The organism is Paenibacillus sp. J22TS3 (assembly GCF_018403205.1).
Classification (GTDB): domain Bacteria; phylum Bacillota; class Bacilli; order Paenibacillales; family Paenibacillaceae; genus Fontibacillus; species Fontibacillus tuaregi.
In genome coordinates, this window is record NZ_BOSF01000002.1 from 321,372 (window position 1) to 341,443 (window position 20,072).

A 20,072-nucleotide genomic window follows, 5' to 3' on the forward strand; every position below is an offset into this window, starting at 1 on the left:
ATGAGATATTTATTTAATCCCTTGCTGCAGGACTTTATGTTTGGCTTGATCCAGGGCTTTTTTAGCGGTCAGCTTCCCGTTTAAGGCTGACTCAATGGAAGATTGCATGATACTTGACCACTCTACATAGGAGGACATATTTGGACGGTTAATGGCATATTCGAACTGCTCGGTCATCAGATTGCGGTTCAGATATTTGTCTGAATTCTCAAAATCTGATATTTGATCATTCCAGACGGGAATACTTCCGATATAGTCTTTCGGCGATACTTGATCCCTGGAGCTGTTCATCAGATCGATGAACTTCCATGCCCAATCTTTATGTCTTGAGGTTCGGGTAATACTCAGTGCACCGCCACCCGTGACCGTTGAACTTTTTTGATAACCTTTGAACCCAGGTACAAGGGACATCTTGTAATCAGCAGGCTGATTCAGCATCTTATCCGCATAAGCCCAGCCGATCATGAAAGGCGTCTTTCCCTCAGCAAATTTCTTCACAGCCTCTCTGTCGCTTAGTCTCAAAGATAAGGGGTCAGATAAGCCGCTTTCCAGAGAGTGTGCCATGAAGCTTAATGCTTTTACACCTTTACCCTGATCAAAGATCCAGTGTCCATTCACATCTTTGGACTGTACGCCAAGGGCATTCGACAGAAGCGTATAATCACAGACCAAGCCTTCTCCCGGAGTCCAGCCCCAGATCAGACCGTGGTTGATCAGCCCCTTTTCCCGCATATACTGCGTCATTTCACTAAGTTCTTCCCACGTACTTGGTGGGGCATAGATACCGGCACTCTTCAACAATTTCTCATTATAGTATAGAAACTTCTCTTCAATAGATAGTGGGAAGGCATACAGTTCAGGAAGCGCATACAGGTCGTTGCTTATAATTCGTTGGTCATATGCGATAGGTATGATTCTATCTCTTAGATTGCTTTGGACATAGTTTCTCAAAGGTTCTAAATAGCCGGCCCTCGCGAACTCTGGCGTCCATACCGTATCTACGAGAATCAAATCTAGATCCGTATTGGATTGATTCAGACTTTTCTCTATTTGATGATAAAGAAGGTTGAAGTCCATAGAAATAATATCAACCTTGACGCCGTACCGTTTCTCAAATTGCGCGGAAACAGCCTTAATATAAGATAAATGTGTAGTATCAATCATGATTTTTATCTGTTCTGGCCTGTTGGTGGCTTCCTTAGAGATGGACACCTGTGATGAATGATTCGTGTTCAATTTAAGGAGCAGTAGAACCAATAGAAGCAGGACGGAAACTGAGAGAAATACGTATAAAAGCTTGGGCTTAGTTCGTTTCATATCTTACCCCCGAAGTATGAATGAGAATCCTATTGTTCCTAACTATATTATAGGGTTTTTGTCTTATTAAATCGATAAATTAATTAAAGTACTCTTAAGCTTACGGTAAGGTTCACGAAATATTCAGTTTACACTTTTGGGTTATTATGGATTTGGCGCTATACATAGTAGTCAATTAGAAGGAGGTAACTGCTTGAAAGGCATTATACGATTCTCCATGAATAAAACTGCGGCTATGATGATTATGATCGCCATCTTGTTCGGCGCGGGCTTTTATTCAGCGGGGGCTCTTAAGCTTGAGAATATGCCGGATGTATCTTTTCCACTTGTAGCTGTGTCTACGGCATATTCCGCGTCACCGGAAGATGTGATGAGCCAGGTGTCCAAACCGATTGAGGACAAGATTGCCAATGTTGAAGGCATAGAACTGCTTAGCTCCACTTCAAGTGATTCCGGCTCGCAGGTTATGATCCGTTTCACACAAGGGGTCGACATCGACAAGAAGAAACAGGACATTGAGGGCCTCATCCAGTCAGTTCCTCTGCCCATGGAGGCTTCAAGACCCATTGTCTCCACCTTGGGATTCGCCTCTATTCCGGCGTATTATCTTGCTGTATATGCGGATAAGGGAATGACCCAGACAGACCTGGATAATTTGTACAAAACTGAGCTGAAGCCCGGGTTCGCTTCCATCAAGGGAGTTGATCATATCGATACGATCGGGGCCAGAAAGACCTCGCTCGATATTGAGCTTAAAGCGGATGCTCTGAACGCCTATGGGCTTGTGCCTGGGGACGTGACGGCTATCGTTCAAGCATCACTTGCATCCGGCACAGTTGGGGCTGTCAAGCTGGACGGGAATACGCAGATGGTCCGGGTTACCGGGGAGCTGAACAGCATCTACAATATGAACCATCTAGAGCTGATGTCAGCCCAAGGCCAATCTCTGATGCTCAAGGATATTGCCGAGATTAAGGCTGTGACCGAATCTGAGTTCATCTCACGGATCAACGGCAAGCCGGCAATTGGAATCAATCTGTATAAAGCAAGAACCGCCAATGCGGTGGAGTTCTCGGATGAGACCAATGCGCTTCTTGACAAGTGGGAGCAGGCTCACCCGGATATTATGTTCAAGAAGGTGTACGACAGTGCTGATGAGGTGCGGGATTCCATTAGCGGACTATTGCGGGAGGGGATCATTGGGGTCATCCTGGCTTCCGTCATTATTCTGCTGTTCCTTAGAAATCTAAGGATGACGGCAATTGTATTGGTGTCTATCCCGTTATCTATTCTCATTACGTTCATGATGATGCATTACCTTGGTTTAACGCTGAATATTATGTCGCTTGGGGGCATCTTCATCTCTGTCGGGCGGATTGTAGACGATAGTATTGTGGTCATCGAGAACATTTATACCCATTTGCAAAAAGCAAAAGAACGGAATGAATCCGTCCTCTTGCAGGCGGTAAGCCAGGTTTCTATGGCTATTACTTCATCAACCCTGGTTACGGTAGGGGTGTTCCTGCCGATTGCCTTTGTCAGTGGTCTGATCGGAGAGTTCTTCAGGCCGTTTGCATTGACCGTAGCCTGTGCCTTGATGGCCTCGCTGCTTGTGGCACTGACCGTTATCCCGCTAATGGCCAAGCTGATGGTGCTGCGGGGGGTTAACTTGGGCTCTCATCATGAAGAGAAGACCGGCAAGACAGCCGCTTTTTACGAAAGAGTTCTGTCCTGGTGTCTGAATCACCGGGTTAAGACATTGCTGTTGTCGGCCATTGCTTTTATCGTAACTCTGGTTGTGACCATCCCTAATCTGGCTGTAAATAATATTTCCGATGGCGAAGCCGGACGTCAGATCAGTTTCACGATCAAGCTGCCGTATAACACCTCATTGGAGAGTGCGGATGCCCAAACGAAGCAGATTGAGAATCTGCTTAAGCAGGCGAAGGATGAGCAGGGGAGCCCGGTTTTCAACTTTACTGAATCGCTTGTAGGTTACGGGGGAACAGACAAACAGGTGCCGTATATGGTTCAGGTTAATACTGAGGTGAACGATAACGTTAAACCGGAGACGATTAAAGAGCAGTACAAAACGCTGATCCTCAATGAACTGCCAAAAGGTACGGAGGTGACTCCGGATACGCTGTCCGGCGGAGGTGGCGGCTTTGGGACAGACTTCTCTTATGTTCTGACAGGAGATAACCAGCGGCTGCTGGAGCAAGCCGCGGCCTTGGTTAAAGCCAAGGTTAAGGAATTCCCCGAGCTTAAGAACGTTAAAGATACACTGGGGGATGCCAAAACCCAGGTTGTAGCTACGGTATCGCAGACCAAAGCCAAGAAATTCGGCCTCAGCACATCGGCCATACAGAATACAGTCAGGAGCTGGATTGAGCAGACGGAGCTCGGGTCCATCCGTTTTGATAATGTTCTGTATACAGCCCAGATTCAGCTTGCTTCCAGGGATAAGGATTCGCTGGAACAGCTGGGCAAAATCCCGCTGCGCACCTCTTCAGGAGGGATTGTATATCTAAGTGAGGTGGCCAAAATTGAAAAGGTGGCCTCGCCGATCTCTCTTCAACGTGAAAAACAAAAACAGGTGGTCAGCATTACGGCAACGATTGATTCCGCAGATAAAGCCTCCATTAGTTCCAAGGTTACTGAGGCTTTGGCAGGTATCGAGCTGCCCGAAGGAGTGTCTGCCAGCGCGGAAGGGGTAACCGAGGAAATTGCAAAGAACTTTAGCCAGCTGTTTGCGTCAATGGGGGCGGCTATTGCTATCGTGTATCTCATTATGGTGCTGTGTTTTGGTAATGCGAGTACTCCGTTCGCTATCCTGTTCTCCCTACCTCTGGCGGTTATTGGTGGACTACTGGGGCTGCTCATTTCTAATGAAGCGATCAATATTACTTCACTGATCGGGTTCATGATGCTGATCGGAATCGTGGTTACCAATGCGATCGTTCTTTTGGACAGGGCCCAGCAGTTAATGCAGGAAGGCTATGCTGTGAGGAAAGCCCTGCTTGAAGCCGGAAGAGTCCGTCTTCGTCCAATTATTATGACTGCTGCAGCTACTATCGTAGCTATGATTCCACTGGCGCTCGGATTGTCTCATGGAACATTGATATCCAAAGGGCTGGCGGTTGTGGTTATCGGCGGACTTACCACCTCAACGATCCTGACGCTAGTAGTTGTGCCGGTTATTTATGAGCTGCTTGATTCAGCTAGGAAGAGGTTGTCCCGAGGGTTTGGCAAGAGAGGCGGCCGTGATGCACAAGAAGAGAAAAGTCTGGAAATGTAGGGGGAGAGCGGAATGAATGAAACCATGAACAGAAAAATAAAACTCAAGCGGGTTATCGCGGCCGCATGTTTGGTGCTTGCAGTAACTGCCGTGGCCGCTGGCTGCTCTTCTCCGGAACCCGCCTCGGCTCCGGCGGCGACAGCGGAGCGAATGGTGAAGGTAGAGCCCATTGGGAAGCATTCCATGGGACCGCCTAGGGAGCAGGTAGCGGATGTGAATGCGGCTGTACAGGTGGGGCTTGTAGCCCAAGCAGCCGGCGCTGTGACCGAAATTCTGAAGAGCAATGGAAGCACGGTGTCCAAGGGAGAGGTAATTGTCCGTATCTATCCCGGTGCGGCGGCCGTGTCGGTTAGTTCAGCTGAGGCGGCGGTGAAGAGTGCTGAGAGAGCGCTCCAGACGGCTAGGTCGGAGCTGGCCTCCAGCAAGGCTCAGCTTGAGAGGACGATTGCCACTTATGAAAGACAGCTTAAAGAAGCTGCAAGGGCTAACAATGAGGACCAGTACAATACAGCGAAGGACAGTTTGGAGTCATCCAAGCAGCAGCTTACGTATTTGGCTTCCAAAAGCTCGGTGCCTGCGGCGGAATCCCAGCTTCAGAACGCCCGGGTTTCTTTGGAACAGGCAAAGGAAACCCTGGCCACTTATAGCATCAAGGCTTCCTCCAGCGGCACGCTGGCCGAGCTTGAGCTCGTTCCAGGGACAGCGGTCTCTCCCGGAACGAAGATCGGTACAATTCTGGACACGAAGCGGATGTCCATCAAGGCGGAGCTCAGCGAGGAAGCAGCGGGACTGGTCAGAGGCAAAAAGGTGCTGTCCCTCTATTATGCCGACAAGCCGTCCGAGGCTCGCCGGATTAAGGTCGATTATATTGCTAAGGTACCAAGCTCAACCACCCGCCTGTACACCTTGCAGTTAACAGCCGATAATCAGGATGGCTTCTTCACCCCGGGTTCAAGGGTACAGGTGCAGCTGACCACTGAAGAAGAGGAACAATCGGTCTCTGTCCCGTCATCAAGCATTGTCAGAGAAGGAACGGATGCGTATATCTTCATATTAGATGGGGAGATCGTTCATAAACGCAAAATCACTCTAGGTAGAATTCAGGATATCTATCAGGAGGTTCTGGAAGGAGCTGCGGTTGGAGAGAAGCTTGTCATCTCCGGACAGCACATGCTTAAAGACGGGGATAAGGTTACTTTGCAGAAAAATAAATGATACAGCAAAGTGAAGAAGCGGAGCGCCCGCCTTTGCTTTCGAAATGCCTAGCACGTAAGAAAAGCCCGGGAAATCCCGGGCTTTGTTAAGAGAGGTCAAGCTGCCGCATTCGTTCGAGAATGCGGCGTTTCCGGTACAGCATGGTGGCTGCTTCCGCCACATCCTGCAGTGTGCCCCGGTTAATGATAGCGCCGAATACCGCGCCTGCAACCGGAACAAGCTGGAACAGCTTCTTCCATCCGAAGTTGTCACGGTATGAAGCGACAACTTCCCGCCAGCCCTGAAGCTGAGAGAGAGATTCGCGCTGGCGGTCCGGGTTATCGAAGCTTGTGAGATCCTCAAGCACAGCCTTTTTCCCGACAATATCGGCTGAGGAGAACTGCAGGCATTTGATGACAAAAGCCCGCTCCAGCTTTTCCTTGGGATCATAGCCATATGTAATGGCAATTTCCTGAATCATCTTAAGTGATAAACCGAGAATAGCGGGAATGTCGATGGCAAGTGTGAACAATCCGCCAAAACCGGTAGTTGCCCCCTGTGCGGTGGCAAAGGTGGCCCGGCTCTCAGTCAGCTCCTCTGCGGTCTTGTCCATGACAGCGATGGGCAGGGAGCGGGCGGATTCCAAGGTTAGGGGTTGGTTTGATCTTAAAGCTGAATCTGCCGGGAGCTTTCCGGCTGTCTCTGCGGTACTGTAGAGCTTGGCAAGCACGGCATTCTCCGATACCAGATACTGCCCTCCGGTCTGAACGAAGCTGCCAATCTCATCAATGGCTTGGCCAAGCTTTTTCTGTATAAATTTGGGGGTTAAACGGTCGAGAAGCATGAAGGGAAGGCGGCCGAGCTTTTCCCAGAACCAGAGGTCTTTCTGGCTCTTCTCCCACGACTCTATATCCTTCAGCATCAGCTGTAATTCCTCATGAGATTCAGGGACTTGTTCGAATGCAGGTGTGTCCGGCATGAAATTAACCACTCCTTTTATAGGCGTATACGAATGAACCTGGGGCCAGGTTCCAGGAGAATACGTGTTAATTTTCTACTTGAAAACGGATTCAGTGTGTGCTGTGATAGAAGAAACTTGTAATGAAGTAAAAATCTATTTGAATCGAGTGATTAATTTGGACAGCTTGAATAAAAGCAAACTAACGAGTACAGAATTGAAATCGATTGTGGGCCAACCGATCAAGTCAGTGACCGAACTTGCTGATGGCTGGGCAAATACGGCTTACTGCATAGTCCTATCTGATGGAACCCCACTTGTGCTGAAGGTTGCTCCGGCGAAAGACAAGCCGCTGATGCGCTGTGAACAGAATAACATGAGAACGGAAGTTGAAGCCTTAAGACTTGTAGCGAAGTCTGCCAATGTTCCGGTCCCCCGGGTTCTGAGCTATGACCCCTCATGCAGTCTGGTTCCTTGTGAATATTTTATAATGGAATATATCCAGGGAACACCCTTGAATAAAATAAAAGCTTCTCTGTCTGAAGAGGAGCTGGCTGCTGTTCAAGAAGAGATTGGTGTCTATAATAAGCGGATTAATACGATTCAAGGGGAAACCTTCGGCCTGTTAGGAAGACCGGAGAGGGGCAGGATGACCTGGAAAGAAGTTTTTCACTCCATGATTGAAGGTGTATTGGCAGATGGGGAAGAGATCGGAGTGGTATTTCCCGAATCCTATGGGGAGATCAGACGCCAGATGCTCCGTCACTTTGATGCGTTGGACGAAGTAAAGGTGCCGTATCTGGTGCATTGGGATTTATGGGAAGGGAATGTTTTTATTCAAGATGGCAAGGTATCGGGAATCATTGATTTTGAGAGAGCCTTCTGGGGAGATCCGTTGATTGAATTCTTTTTTGGCCGTTTTGGTGCATCTCCAGCGTTTGAACGGGGATATGGACGTTCGATCACAACGGAGGGGGAGCAGCGCAGAAGATTATTGTATAACTTGTACTTGGACTTGATTCTGGTTATTGAATGTGAATTCAGAAAGTATACGGATCAGAAACACATTGCCTGGACGTATGAAAATTTCAAAACAGGATTCGAACAGCTGGTTACACGCTTCTAAATAATAAGCAGATCTTCCGAAGAAGCCTGTCTGTAGTAGATCAAAATAGCAAAGCGCCAATCCAAGGATAACCCTTGAATTAGCGCTTTGTTTATTTTTTGCAAAAAGCCGTCCACTTTTGGTAAGCTAGCTTGCTTATTGAGACGGCCTTCTTGCCGATTTTTTATAAAGCCACAACCCGAATAAATTCAACAGCTTGCAGCGGGATCAATGCAGTGTCGGTCTGGGGTCCGTATATAATTGGGGGTACCTTAAGCACAAGCGTGGTATCTCCAACCGAGAGCAGGGTACCGGCGACCAAATCATTGGGGGTTAGCACCTCTACCTCTTTACCCACAAAGCCTTTAGCCAGACTCAAGAAATTCATAAAGGTAGCTCCTTTCTTAAAACAAGTCACATTAGTGCAGTACCGTGATCCGGGAATAAGGGATAAGCACAAGATCCCCGGTCGACTCACGGATTTCAAGAGAATCCGACGTTACCGTAAGAAGAGTTCCTTCTACCGTAGCGCTTGCGGTATTGACCGTAACAGTCTGCCCAACTTTGTCCTGCAAAGCAGCCTGCAGGGTCGGGTTGGGGAATATCTCGGATTCGAGGTCATTCTCCAGTTCATTGAGCCGTTCGGTCAGAATCAGCACGGATTCTTTCAGGTGCCTTACTTCCCGTCTAAGACGGCCTAATCCTAGAAAACACATAAGAGTTCCTCCTTCAAAATAGCGTTTACTTGTTATGCCAGTGAACGTGTTTTTCTATTTCTTTGCGCAGCCTCAGCAGGCTTCGCAGACTCTCGCGTTCGGCCAACCGGAACCGGTGCTCCCGAAAGCGGACCAGGTCGGGACCATTTGTGAGGAAATCATCGATTACCGCTGAGTACCCCTCCAAGGGTTCGCGGTAGTCACAGTAATATTTCTCCATACCGAACAGCTGAAGTAGGCTCCTCACCTTGCTCATGCCGCTGAAAGCCAGGGCCGGGATACCGGCCCGTAGGGCAACAAGGGTCGGATGAAGCTTAAAGCTGATCAGGTAATCCACAGATTGAATGGCGCTGTAAGTGAGTTCAAGATCCAGAAGCAGCGGCAGGATATCCACCGAGGCATGTGGAGCAATCTCCCGAAGCCGGGTTTTGATCCGTACACACATCGGATAATCTGAATATCCGCCCCCGTTCGGATGATTGACGGCAGGGATTAGTCTGAGGTGGTAGCCACGGTCAGACAGAGACTTCATCAGCGAGACGAATGAATCAAATGGAAAAGAATCATACGAGAATACACAGATGCCAATGGTTTTGCGGGCAGACGGTTTCTTATAAGGAAATTTCGGCTGCCTGTATCCGAAGGCGAGATCCGGGGCGGTCTCCACATCACTGTGGAACCGGGCCCGTTTCGCAATTTCGGCAGATCTTGAATCACGGAACACCGCCCGCTTCGCCCTGCTGATCACTTCACGGTATTTCTCTACCTGATCGGCAGGCCAGGTCTCCTCCGGGTAGGCGTCAACAATGCCGACACCGTACAGCCAGGTGGGTTTGTCTTTGAGTGCAGGTGGAAAGTAGTTGGTGTTGAAGGCATAAGGGGTAATCAGGTCACCGCCTCCAATAATCACCGCATCTGTTTTGGTGGCATCAAGCTGGTTATTCCAGGGATAGACCTGGTGCGGATGAAAGACTTGCTGAAACGTGCGCAGAAACAAATCATCCCCGAAATTGCCCATGCCATAATAACCGCAGACTGCGATATTCATCATAGGTGTCCTCCTTTCTTGTTTTCCGCCAGGTTTTGAATCCAGGCGGGATACTTCTTGCTGCCGCGCTGGCTGACGCTGGAGGCGCGGAGCACACGGTTGTAGAGCGGCCGGTCAACCACGGCCGGCTCAGGATGCTCCGCGAGCAGCGCGCCGCAGACGGCGATGTCCTCGAACAGCCGGCCGTCATCGCCGGCTGGAATCGGCCATCCGCCGATCCCTCGCAGCATCGCTGCGCGGTAGAACCGCGGCACCAAAGGCGCGGCCCCCGCAGGGTCCGCACGGTGCCCGCGGTAAGGCAGGACACCCCGCCACAAGGGACCCAGGTGGCGGGTGCCCTGCCACAGGGCGCTGCTGCCGGTTGCGATAGCCGCTTCCGGCGAGCGGTCCATGATGGCTGTGAGCTGCGCCACAGCCTCGGGCTGGAGCCAGTCGTCCCCGTCCAGCTCCAGCACATATCTGCCCCGCGCCAGGGGGAGCAGCTCGTTCAGTACGAACGCCTTGCCGCGATTCGGACTGAAGCGGTGCACCCGGATGCGCGGGTCATTGTACAAATAGGGGAGATCTGCGGTCCCGTCCTCGGACCCGTCATCCCCGATGAGCAGCTCCCAATCTGGGGAGGTCTGGGCCTGAACCGATCTTACAGCCCAGCCCACCTCCCGGCGCATGTTATATACGGGAAGCAGAATAGAAACTTCAGGCACCGGAGAGTTCGGCTTAAAGGCTGCAGAGAAGGCGCTGTCCCGAGCGGGATGAACACATTCCCCGGACGATTCATTGCCTGTGCAGTAATTTCGAGGCAGAGCAGAAGCGGGATTGATACCAGCATCATGGGATGGAGAATCGAGCTTGCACTCATGAGTTAGGAGTCGTGCAGCGGGATCAAGCTGGGGACGATATGCGTTCGTCATACCTGAAGCTGGTACATTCCGGCGGGTGCCCGTTATGATGGGCACAATTCCTGCAAGCTGTTGTTGAAGCTCGGGAATGCGGAATTTCAAGCCGATCCCTCGCTTCTGACTGCCGCCCCCCGCAGAGCTTTCAAATATAGACTGTGGTAAGGACTGTAGACTGTAGGAATTAGGCATCCATTCGTAAGGCAAGTACAGCGAGGATGGAAGGGGATAAAGGGGACTGGCGAGCATCTCCATCAGATAATCCTTTTTCCAGAGAAAAGGAAGTAGAGAAGGGCAAGCTTTCGCGGCTTGACAGCCCGCAGTTTCCAAGGACGGGAGTGGGTCCCTTACAGCGGGAACACTTAGGAAACCGGATAGGGGCAGCCCGATAGCCAGGACAGCAGCATCCGTATTCCGGACTATGCTCTGCAAGAGAGGGTTCGGCAGACTTCTGTGAACCGCAGTAAGGATGGGATTCCAGATCACCCATTCACAGGAAGATTCACGCAGAGCGTGCTCAAGCTCCTGCTTATAGGCTTCAGGCCTGGACAAGCGTGAGTCCGGGATATTTGTCCTCCCATGGAGGATGAGCGGCGGATGAGGTTTCATTTAGAGAAGGTCCTTCTTCTTAAGCACTTCCTGAATAACCTCATTTCCCACGATTCCGCGTTCCTGCCAGCGGTTATTCCTTGCATAACCGATCCGCGCCTGCCGGTTCTCCCGGGTGTCCGGGTGTGCCAGCATAGCCGCAAGCTTAGCCGCAAAATCATCATGGGTCGTCGCTGTTGTGACATAAGGCTCCATATGAATGCATTCCGGCAGTGCTGTAGATAGAACTCTAACACCTGCTGCCAAATACTCATATGCCTTAATCGGATTGGTTGCAAGCGTGATCGGATGATATTGGAATGGAATCATGGCCACATCGATATGGGGCAGATATTGTTTTAGAACACTGTGCGGCTTCTCGCCCAGCACGTGGACATTTGGAAGCTCGGTATAAGACGGAATGTCGCCGTATGGCGCTCCGATTGAGACGAAGTTCACCTTAGGAAATGCACGGGCCAGCTTCTCAAATAAAACATGATCAATCCAGTATGCCCATGCTCCGATATAAGCCACAACCGGGCCTTCAGGAAGGTCGGAAGGACGGGGACCTTTGGTTAGATCGAACAGGGACTGATCCGCAGCATTGGGAATCAGGGTGACCGGCTTCTCAGGATAGGCCAGTTCCAGCCTTGTCTTGATGGACAATGCGGTTGCCACAAGGTGGTCGGATGCATCTACCATTTTGTTCTCGTATTTGGCCCAATGGGGAAATTCATCACAGCAGTCGTAGATGACAGCGTCCGGCTTGAACAGCGGCAGTCTCGACCGCTGCTTGGACCAGGTCGTCCATATGACAACCGGATGTTCCTTGCGAAGCTTAGGAAGAGTCCTGGAAATAAAGCCTTGATGATCGGTAAATAGATGCACATTGGGCTCGACTTCTTCATAATGCTTCGAGAGCGGCGCAAGGTTCTCAAAAAAGACTTGATGCCCCAAGGCACCGAACTGGGTCATCAGCTGCTGGGGCCGCTGTTTCATGAACGTCCAATTCATCGTCTTGGGATATATAATAACAGCCAAGTTGCTTTTCCCTCCTTTATAAAAGCTTGCTCCATTCTATGCCATGCTAGCTTCATAGAGTCACACCAATTGCCTTAGTTTCAAGAAAATAGTTTGATATATGAAAAAAATCAAACCTCAGAGGGAGCTAATCCATTTTCACCGCAGTTCTAATTCAGCTCTATTAATGAAAGAAAAATTATACGGCAGGATGCCGATACGGAGGCCCTCGCTAATTCATAAGATAAGACTGAAATGGTAGATGATATAGAAGCTTCTACAGACTAAAGCAAGGGAGTGGAGCAAAGTATGAAAGAGATTCGTGTGCTTGTTGTTTTTGGTACAAGACCTGAAGCGATCAAGATGGCGCCGTTGGTTAAGGTGCTGGAGCGGACACCGGGCTTGAAGCCGATAGTTTGTGTGACCGCGCAGCATCGGGAGATGCTGGATCAGGTGCTGCAGGTATTTGAGATCAAGCCGGATTATGACCTGGATCTAATGAAGCCGGGTCAGAGTCTTGCTGAACTGAGCGCTTCAGCTCTGACAGGCCTGGAGGGAGTTATTCGTTCCTCGGCATGCCAGCTCGTGCTTGTTCACGGGGATACAACAACAGCTTTTATGGGCGCGCTGGCCGCCTATTACTCCCGGATTCCTGTGGGACATGTGGAAGCAGGCTTAAGAACATATGACAAATACGCCCCTTATCCCGAAGAGATGAACCGGGAGTTCATAGGAAGGGTTGCGGATTTGCATTTTGCCCCGACCGTGCAGTCCGCACTTCAGCTGGCTGCTGAGAACCGGATTTCGGGTGTGCATGTTACCGGGAATACGGTTATTGATTCGCTTAAATGGACGATTAACGAGCAGTTTTCCCATCCGCTGCTTGGAAAGCTTGATCACCGCCGTAAATGGATCCTCATGACGATGCACCGCCGGGAGAACTGGGGGAAGCCGATGGAAGAGGTATTTAAGGCGGTGGCTAAGGTTGCGGGCGAGCGCAAGGATATCGAGATTATTTATCCGGTTCACCCTAACCCTGAGATTGTCAAGCTTGCTCACAAGTATCTTGGAGGGAAGGAGCGGATTCATCTGACGGAACCGCTTGATGTGGTGGCTGCACACAATTTTATGGCACGCTGTCATTTTGTGCTGACAGATTCGGGGGGAATTCAGGAGGAGGCGCCATCTCTGGGCAAGCCGGTTCTGGTTCTGCGGGACAAGACCGAGCGTCCCGAAGGGGTGGAGGCCGGCACCCTGCTCTGTATTGGCACGAAGATGGAACGGGTTCATTATGAAATGATAACGCTGCTGGAAGATGAAGTGGCTTACCGGTGCATGGCTGAAGCGAGTAATCCTTTTGGGGATGGCCATGCCTCGGAGCAGATTACCCAGGCCATTCTTGATTTTTTTGATAGATGAAGGTTCTAGTAGGGGGGGATCGTTCAAGACTCTGGTTTGTTCGTGGATAGGAGACGAGGGGCTGAATAAATCATACTGAACTCTGGTCCATGGATGCTGATATGGTATGATAATGAGTACATGATAAGCTGAACGAACGCGTTATATTAAATGAACAATTCTAGCTGTTTAAGTGATCTAACTATTAGAAAGGAGTTCCCTTGTGAAACCGTTACTTCCTACTCCCATTGCCCGGGATGACATCTATCTCCCCGCTGATTTTCCTCTGACGGCTTCAAGCTCTGTCGGGGTATCCCCCTCCTTTCAACGGCTTCATTGGCACAGGGCGCTTGAGATTAACCTGATTGCCCAGGGGAGCGGCACTTATGTAATCAATGGACGGGAGTATCCTTTTGGGCAAGGAGATCTGTTCTTGATCGATTCGGATGATCTTCACCGAGCCTATGAGGGACAGGATCTGCAGATGATCATTGTCATGTTCGATCCGGCGCTGCTTGCAGCCGGACAGCGGTTCGACCCCGAGCTGCTGCTCCCATTTCGAAACAGTGATTCCGGCTCCTCGCACCACATTGTCAGCAGCGGCGGACAGAGTCAGGTCATGATTCAATATATCGAAAATATTCTGAAGGAATACAGGGCGAAGATGCGCTCCAGCCGTTCGGTCATTATCGCACAGTTAATGCTTTTCCTCGCCGAGGTCAATCGTCACTTCGGAACCGGATTTGAATCCGCGGATTTCATGCCTCCGCGGCAGTTGGAGCAGATGCGGGAGGTTATCCGGAATATGGAGCAGGACCTCTCCCGGCCCTGGACACTCAAGGAGCTTGCGGATCTTGTTCATCTTAGCCCTTCCCGCTTCAGCACCCTGTTCAGCCAGGCTGCTGGCAGCTCGCCCCTGAACTATCTGGTGCAGCTGAGGCTCTCTCATGCTGTCCAGCTGCTTGAGGAAGGAAGCGATCCTATTGTGGATATTGCCATCTCCTGCGGCTTCCGAAATTTGTCTAATTTTAACCGTCTGTTCCGCAGGCATTTGGGTGTATCACCGCGGGAAATGCGCAGGCGGCTGCACGGCAATCCAGCATAAATAGTAAGATAGTATCAGTTTGGAGGACTATTGCAGAAGAATGCATTAGTCCTTTTTTGTATGCTTAATACATGGAATGAGCTGAGGAATGCACCCAATCGGACAGCCCAGACGTTTCAGCAGATCGTAAGCTGAAGTTCAATCCATATAGGAGGAGAGATGAGACATGGACTGCTACCTTGGTGTAGATGCGGGCGGAAGTAAGACGCACAGCCTGCTTGTGAATAGTAACGGGGATGTAATCGGGCGGGGCGCAGCAGGTAACGGCAACCATCAGACGGGCCTCAGGCAAGCGGAAGAGAATATTGCGCTGGCCTGCAGACTGGCCTTAGAAGAAGCGGGTGTTTCACAGTCTGATGTGACATACGCCTTTTTCGGTCTTGCCGGTGCCGACCGGGAGCCGGATTTCGAAATTCTAAGGCCCATGATCGGTGCACTCGGATTCCCGAGACACCGCATTGCCTGCGATACGATGATCGCAATGCGTGCCGGAACATCGAGGTCCTACGGGGCGGTGATTATCAGCGGCACGGGATTTAACGCGGCTGCCCGCAGCCGCAGCGGCGAAGAGCTTCAATATGGAGGGTTCGGATATTTGTTCGGGGATGGGCTGGGAGCGGGAAGAAGCCTGGCGGATTTCGCCTTCCGTTCAGCGGTCCGGGCCTGGGATCTTCGCGGCAAGCCTACGCTGCTGCATGATCTGGTGCTGCGGGAGACCGGCTTCCCGGATGTGCCGCGCATGCTCGATGCGGCACTGGATGAACGCTTCCGTCCGCCGCTCAGGCTGGCTGAGCTGGTGTTTGAGGCCGCTCAGCTGGGGGACGAAGTCGCCAGAGAGTTTCTGTGGGAGCAGGGTACTGAACATGGCAATGCCGCAGCAGCCCTGATCAAGCGTCTTGGCATGCAGAATGACGAGTTCGATGTGGTGCTCGGCGGGAGTGTGCTGGCCAAGAGCCAATACCGTGGTATGGTCGATGCCATCAAGGAAGAGCTTCGCAAGACTGCTCCAAGAGCATCGGTAACACGGATTACGATGGAGCCTGTTGCTGGTGCGGTGCTAAGCGCTATGGATTCTGCAGGGCATTCGGCAAGTGAAGAGGTTATTCGAAAGCTTGAGCAATTTTCTTTTTCTAAAATGGAAGGAGAGCGAGTGTAATGAGCAAACAAGGACTTAAGATTGCGGTAATTGGCGGAGGATCATCCTATACCCCTGAGCTGGTGGAGGGTCTGATTAAAGGCTACAACGATATGCCGATTTCGGAGCTGTGGCTGGTGGATATCGAGGAAGGCAAGCATAAGCTGGATATCGTAGGCAATCTGGCCAAGCGGATGGTCCGCAAGGCGGGGATTCCAATGGAGGTTCATCTGACCCTGAACCGCCGGGAAGCCATCAAGGGCGCGGACTTTGTCAGCACACAGATGCGTGTAGGGCTTCTTGATGCCCGTAAGCTGGATGAACACATCCCGATTCGTCACGGTGTTGTCGGCCAGGAGACCACAGGCCCTGGGGGCATGTTCAAAGCACTGCGCACCATTCCGGTAATCCTGGACATCTGCCGGGACATCGAGGAGCTTGCTCCGAATGCCTGGATGCTCAACTTCACGAACCCAGCGGGTATGGTTACTGAAGCGGTAACGAAATATTCCAAGGTGAAGACTGTAGGCTTGTGCAATTCCCCAATCAACTTTAAGAAGTTCTTGGCAGAAGTGTATGAGGTGGATGAGAGCCGTGTGCTGCCTGAGTTCGTTGGCATCAACCATCTTCACTGGGTAACATCCGCACTGGTTGACGGCGAGGAGAAGCTGCCTGAGATCCTTGCGGGAGAACGTGAGTACTCAGCGAAGAATGTGCCGACCGTAGGCTGGGACAACGAGTTCCTTCGCTCCCTTGGCGCAGTTCCTACCTATTACCTGAAATACTACTATATGATGAATGAAATGTATGCTGAGATGAAAGAATCGCTGGAGAAGAACGGTACCCGTGCGGATGTGGTAAGCCGTGTGGAGAAGGAACTGTTTGAGCTCTATAAGGATGAGGCGCTGGAAGAGAAGCCGAAGCAGCTGGAACAGCGCGGCGGGGCTTATTACTCCGAGGCTGCTGTGAAGCTCATGCGTTCTCTATACAAAGGCAGCAATGATATCCAGACGCTGAACGTGCCAAATGGCGGGGTATTTGACTTCCTGCCTGAGGATGCCAGCATTGAGATTAACTGTGTCGTGACCGGTGAAGGACCGATACCGATCATGCCGACCCATGTGCCTGAGCATGTGAAAGGCCTGCTTCATGCGGTGAAGTCCTATGAGAGCACAGCGATTGACGCTGCGGTAACTGGGGACAGAGGTCTTGCTCTGCAGGCGATGGTTCACCATCCGCTCGTGCCTTCCGTAACTGTCGGCAAAGCGATTCTGGATGAGATGCTGGAAGCTCACAAGAAGTACCTGCCACAGTTCTTTAACAACTAGATCCTTCTTTAAAGAGAAAAGCCTTGGCCGATTGTACCTGGTCAAGGCTTTTTGAGCTGGCTGGTTTCAGAAATTTTGGGCTCGAACGATAGTATGTTTTTTCATAGCCTCTTTTATAATTGGCTGCTGCTTTTGCTTTTCACCCAACCGTGATATATTTGCCTAAGGGTTAATATTGGGTTTACCATTCCGATCTACAAGGAGAGAGCGAAATGATCAAACATATCGTCCTGTTTAAATTGAAGGATTCTTCACCGGAAAGTGTGGAAAGAACGGTATCGGTGCTTCGCGGCCTGGAGGGCAAGGTGGAGCAGCTGATCGATATCCAGGTTGGTGCAGATGTGATTCATTCGGAGCGTTCTTATGATATTGCCTTAATTGCGACTTTTGCTTCGCTGGAAGATTTGCAGGGCTATCAGGTGCATCCTGAGCATAAGAAAGTGATTGAGCATATGGTGGAAGTTCGGGAATCACAGGTTGCCGTTGACTACGAATTTTAAGGGGCTTTGACGCATGTATTATGTGAACCGGGAACAAATTGAGCGGCGGCTGGACATGCTTCCGCAGATTATAGAGGTGTTGACCCAGACTGGCTCGCATCAGGAGCCTGGTCTGATCTTGGCTTTTGCAGAGGAGAGAGCGCTTCATCTCAGCATTGAAGTCGTTACGGACGTTGGCAGTTATCTGATCGACGGCTTTATTATGCGGGATGCCAGCAGCTATGAGGACATTGTCGACATTATGCTGGATGAGAAGGTCGTTGACGCAGAACTGGCAGCGGTGCTTACCGGGCTGGTCAGATTGCGCAAGCCGCTGGTTCAGGAGTATTTCGACTGGAGAAAAGACGGACAAGGCAAGCCGGGGGCCGACCTGCCGGAGGCGCTGGCGACTTTCGCCCAGAACGTGCGGGATTACCTGGATCGGGAGCTTCAATAAGTAGCCAAGATGAGGTTAATCTGGCTGAAGAAATACTTCTCCGCAGCTAGCGGGAAATAGCAGAATAAGCCTGAATCAGTGGATCGATAGATCCGGGTTCGGGCTTTTTTTAGCTGTGTTAAACTAAATTGTTAATCGTTGTTCGGCCCTATGCGGGTGTATTGGTTCACTCCAGGAAAATCCATCACCTTCGTATCTTGGAATAAGGTGAATAGGGTAGAGCACTCCATTTACTGCATCACCCCATCGTGTACTCGTATTCCTAGCTGTAATTATCCAAGGTAGAGTTTTTGCTGCCAGACTCGTACAATGAAAAATAATTCTCCTAAAGCTGTGTCAAGACGAGCCCAGGCTGCTTATAATGAATCAACATTATAGGCATTCGCCCTGATATTCAGGTGCAAGGCCGGAGTATCCGGATGCCAGAGGGAGAGATGTAAAGTGAGTCAAAAGAATTTCTGGTTGGGTGCACTTGTAGGCAGTCTGGTCGGTTCAGCGGCAGCCTTATTGCTGGCTCCGAAGAAGGGCAGCGAGCTGCGTAAAGATATTGCTGACGGAGCGCGTCAGGTTAGCGACAAATCCCGCGAGGTGGCCGGGAAAGTAGGCGAGCAGACCTCGGAGGTCATTAACAAGGTCAAGGGCAAAGCCCAGGACGTCGTCAGCAGCATCCAGGCTCTTCGTGACAAGAAGGCAAAATCGGGTGCCGAAGAGGAGCTGGTGGTTGAAATCTCCTCGGAGGAGAACCAAACTGAGACTTCAGATTCTGCTCAGGCCGTCAAATAACCACGCAAGCTTGGAAAAAAGACCCTTATAGGATGAACTAAGAACAGGAGAGCGGCAAGCTAGTATCTACGCCCATTTTACATGACCTCTCCTGTATGTCAGCTTAATCTATATAAGGATCTTTTTTTTGCCTCATCCAACATCTTCCACTTTCCTTGTCCCTCCGTATAAATTGGGTTAATATTTAGGTACGCTTTATGACCGGATATCATAAAGTAACGGTGAGAATATTTGGAGTGAATGATTATGACAAAGGAAGCGGGATGTTCGTGCAGCAAGCTATCGCAATATTAGATTCGGGTGTGGGGGGACTAACTGTTGTCAGAGAAGTTATGCGCCAGCTCCCCCGGGAGAAGGTGATCTACTTCGGTGACACTGCCCGTACTCCCTATGGCCCGCGTACACCGGAGGAAGTCCGCTTGTTCACGGAGCAGATCGTGGACTACTTGATTCAGTTTAAACCGAAAATGATCGTAATTGCCTGTAATACCGCAACCGCGGCCGCTCTGGACTACATTAAGGCCAAAATGAATATTCCTGTCATTGGGGTCATCCGTCCGGGCGCACGCGCAGCCATCAGCGCCACCAAGACGGGGCATATCGGGGTCATCGGGACAGCGGGAACGATACACAGCGGCGCTTATCCGGCTGCCTTACGTGAGCTGTCTCCCTTCGTCCATGTGGTCAGTGAGGCCTGTCCCACACTGGTGCCGCTTGTAGAACGCGGAGTGTTCGATACGTTGGAGACACAGGAAGTCGTCCGGGATGCCTTGAAAGGAATCAAGCAGAATCCGATGGACTGCCTCATTCTGGGATGCACTCATTATCCTTTTCTTAAAAAAGCGATCCAGCTAGAGATGGGACCAAAAGTGAAGCTGATCAGTTCAGCTGATGAGACAGCCCGTGAGATCAGCACGGTACTGTACCAGAAAGGACAGCTCGCTCAGGGGGATGAGACTCCTGTGCATCAGTTCTTCTGCAGCGGGGATGCCGAGATGTTCCAGACGATTGCCTGTGATTGGCTGGGTGAGCAAATTAATCTTACACCTGTCGTATGGCAGAATCCGGTTTTATAAACAATCAGCTGTAACTTAGAGTAGGCTCCGGTGAACTTCAATGTTCTCCGGGGCCTATTGGCATTTACTGGCACATTGGACAGAATCCCGGGCATACAATTGTAGAAATACCGTATAGACTTAGGCAACACTCCGGTTCAGATCGAAGAGACGTTATATAAAATGAACATT

Annotated in this window: 18 protein-coding genes; 11 read left to right on the plus strand and 7 right to left on the minus strand. The window is 50.6% G+C overall.

The window, feature by feature from the left end; all coding sequences use genetic code 11:
• Window positions 1-9: 9 nt before the first annotated feature.
• On the minus strand, window positions 10-1,317 hold the full coding sequence (locus KJS63_RS07325) for an extracellular solute-binding protein (RefSeq protein ID WP_213618561.1): 1,308 nt from the start codon (window positions 1,315-1,317) through the stop codon (window positions 10-12).
• A 193-nt stretch (window positions 1,318-1,510) separates the two neighbouring features.
• Here KJS63_RS07325 and KJS63_RS07330 point away from each other — a divergent pair, with 193 nt between their 5' ends.
• Window positions 1,511-4,615 (plus strand): efflux RND transporter permease subunit, encoded by a 3,105-nt coding sequence (locus tag KJS63_RS07330; RefSeq protein ID WP_213618562.1) that lies wholly within the window; start codon window positions 1,511-1,513, stop codon window positions 4,613-4,615.
• Between the two features lie 12 nt (window positions 4,616-4,627).
• Window positions 4,628-5,830 (plus strand): efflux RND transporter periplasmic adaptor subunit, encoded by a 1,203-nt coding sequence (locus KJS63_RS07335; protein ID WP_213618563.1) that lies wholly within the window; start codon window positions 4,628-4,630, stop codon window positions 5,828-5,830.
• A gap of 85 nt (window positions 5,831-5,915) precedes the next feature.
• On the opposite strand, the gene KJS63_RS07340 is transcribed toward KJS63_RS07335, so the two are convergent.
• A complete protein-coding gene (locus KJS63_RS07340) occupies window positions 5,916-6,788 on the minus strand; it encodes an EcsC family protein (RefSeq protein ID WP_213618564.1) in 873 nt (290 codons plus the stop codon).
• Between the two features lie 196 nt (window positions 6,789-6,984).
• Between KJS63_RS07340 and KJS63_RS07345 the strand changes: the two genes are divergently transcribed.
• The gene (locus tag KJS63_RS07345; protein ID WP_213618565.1) at window positions 6,985-7,893 is read left to right on the plus strand and encodes a phosphotransferase family protein; all 909 of its coding nucleotides are present in this window, start codon (window positions 6,985-6,987) and stop codon (window positions 7,891-7,893) included.
• Window positions 7,894-8,056: 163 nt separating this feature from the next.
• On the opposite strand, the gene KJS63_RS07350 is transcribed toward KJS63_RS07345, so the two are convergent.
• The 5 genes from KJS63_RS07350 to KJS63_RS07370 are packed head-to-tail and all read right to left on the minus strand — an operon-like array spanning window position 8,057 to window position 12,161.
• Complete coding sequence (locus KJS63_RS07350; RefSeq protein WP_213618566.1) at window positions 8,057-8,260, minus strand: hypothetical protein; 204 nt, start codon at window positions 8,258-8,260, stop codon at window positions 8,057-8,059.
• Window positions 8,261-8,291: 31 nt separating this feature from the next.
• Window positions 8,292-8,588 carry a DUF2642 domain-containing protein gene (locus tag KJS63_RS07355; RefSeq protein WP_213618567.1) on the minus strand — a complete coding sequence of 99 codons (297 nt, stop codon included), beginning with the start codon at window positions 8,586-8,588 and terminating at the stop codon, window positions 8,292-8,294.
• A 25-nt stretch (window positions 8,589-8,613) separates the two neighbouring features.
• Window positions 8,614-9,639 (minus strand): polysaccharide pyruvyl transferase family protein, encoded by a 1,026-nt coding sequence (locus tag KJS63_RS07360; protein ID WP_244862527.1) that lies wholly within the window; start codon window positions 9,637-9,639, stop codon window positions 8,614-8,616.
• Window positions 9,636-11,141, minus strand: a complete 1,506-nt coding sequence (locus tag KJS63_RS07365; protein WP_213618568.1) for a glycosyltransferase family 2 protein — start codon at window positions 11,139-11,141, stop codon at window positions 9,636-9,638. Before KJS63_RS07365 ends, KJS63_RS07360 begins: the two co-directional genes overlap by 4 nt.
• Window positions 11,142-12,161: a glycosyltransferase gene (locus KJS63_RS07370; RefSeq protein ID WP_213618569.1), complete on the minus strand. Its 1,020-nt coding sequence runs from the start codon at window positions 12,159-12,161 to the stop codon at window positions 11,142-11,144.
• Window positions 12,162-12,449: 288 nt separating this feature from the next.
• Between KJS63_RS07370 and wecB the strand changes: the two genes are divergently transcribed.
• From wecB to racE, 8 genes are all read left to right on the plus strand, one after another.
• Window positions 12,450-13,559 carry a non-hydrolyzing UDP-N-acetylglucosamine 2-epimerase gene (gene wecB / locus KJS63_RS07375; RefSeq protein ID WP_213618570.1) on the plus strand — a complete coding sequence of 370 codons (1,110 nt, stop codon included), beginning with the start codon at window positions 12,450-12,452 and terminating at the stop codon, window positions 13,557-13,559.
• 202 nt (window positions 13,560-13,761) lie between these two features.
• Entirely contained in the window at window positions 13,762-14,643 is an 882-nt protein-coding gene (locus tag KJS63_RS07380; RefSeq protein ID WP_068619740.1) for an AraC family transcriptional regulator, read from the plus strand.
• Between the two features lie 166 nt (window positions 14,644-14,809).
• Window positions 14,810-15,799, plus strand: a complete 990-nt coding sequence (locus tag KJS63_RS07385; protein ID WP_213618571.1) for an N-acetylglucosamine kinase — start codon at window positions 14,810-14,812, stop codon at window positions 15,797-15,799.
• The gene (locus KJS63_RS07390; protein WP_213618572.1) at window positions 15,799-17,106 is read left to right on the plus strand and encodes a 6-phospho-beta-glucosidase; all 1,308 of its coding nucleotides are present in this window, start codon (window positions 15,799-15,801) and stop codon (window positions 17,104-17,106) included. The genes KJS63_RS07385 and KJS63_RS07390 overlap by 1 nt, the downstream gene beginning before the upstream one ends.
• Before the next feature lie 212 nt (window positions 17,107-17,318).
• Window positions 17,319-17,606, plus strand: coding sequence for a Dabb family protein (locus KJS63_RS07395; protein WP_213618573.1), 288 nt, complete (start codon window positions 17,319-17,321; stop codon window positions 17,604-17,606).
• Window positions 17,607-17,619: 13 nt separating this feature from the next.
• A complete protein-coding gene (locus tag KJS63_RS07400; RefSeq protein WP_213618574.1) occupies window positions 17,620-18,042 on the plus strand; it encodes a DUF86 domain-containing protein in 423 nt (140 codons plus the stop codon).
• 441 nt (window positions 18,043-18,483) lie between these two features.
• Window positions 18,484-18,825, plus strand: a complete 342-nt coding sequence (locus KJS63_RS07405; protein ID WP_213618575.1) for a YtxH domain-containing protein — start codon at window positions 18,484-18,486, stop codon at window positions 18,823-18,825.
• A 263-nt stretch (window positions 18,826-19,088) separates the two neighbouring features.
• Window positions 19,089-19,901, plus strand: coding sequence for a glutamate racemase (racE, locus tag KJS63_RS07410; RefSeq protein ID WP_213618932.1), 813 nt, complete (start codon window positions 19,089-19,091; stop codon window positions 19,899-19,901).
• Window positions 19,902-20,072: the final 171 nt, after the last annotated feature.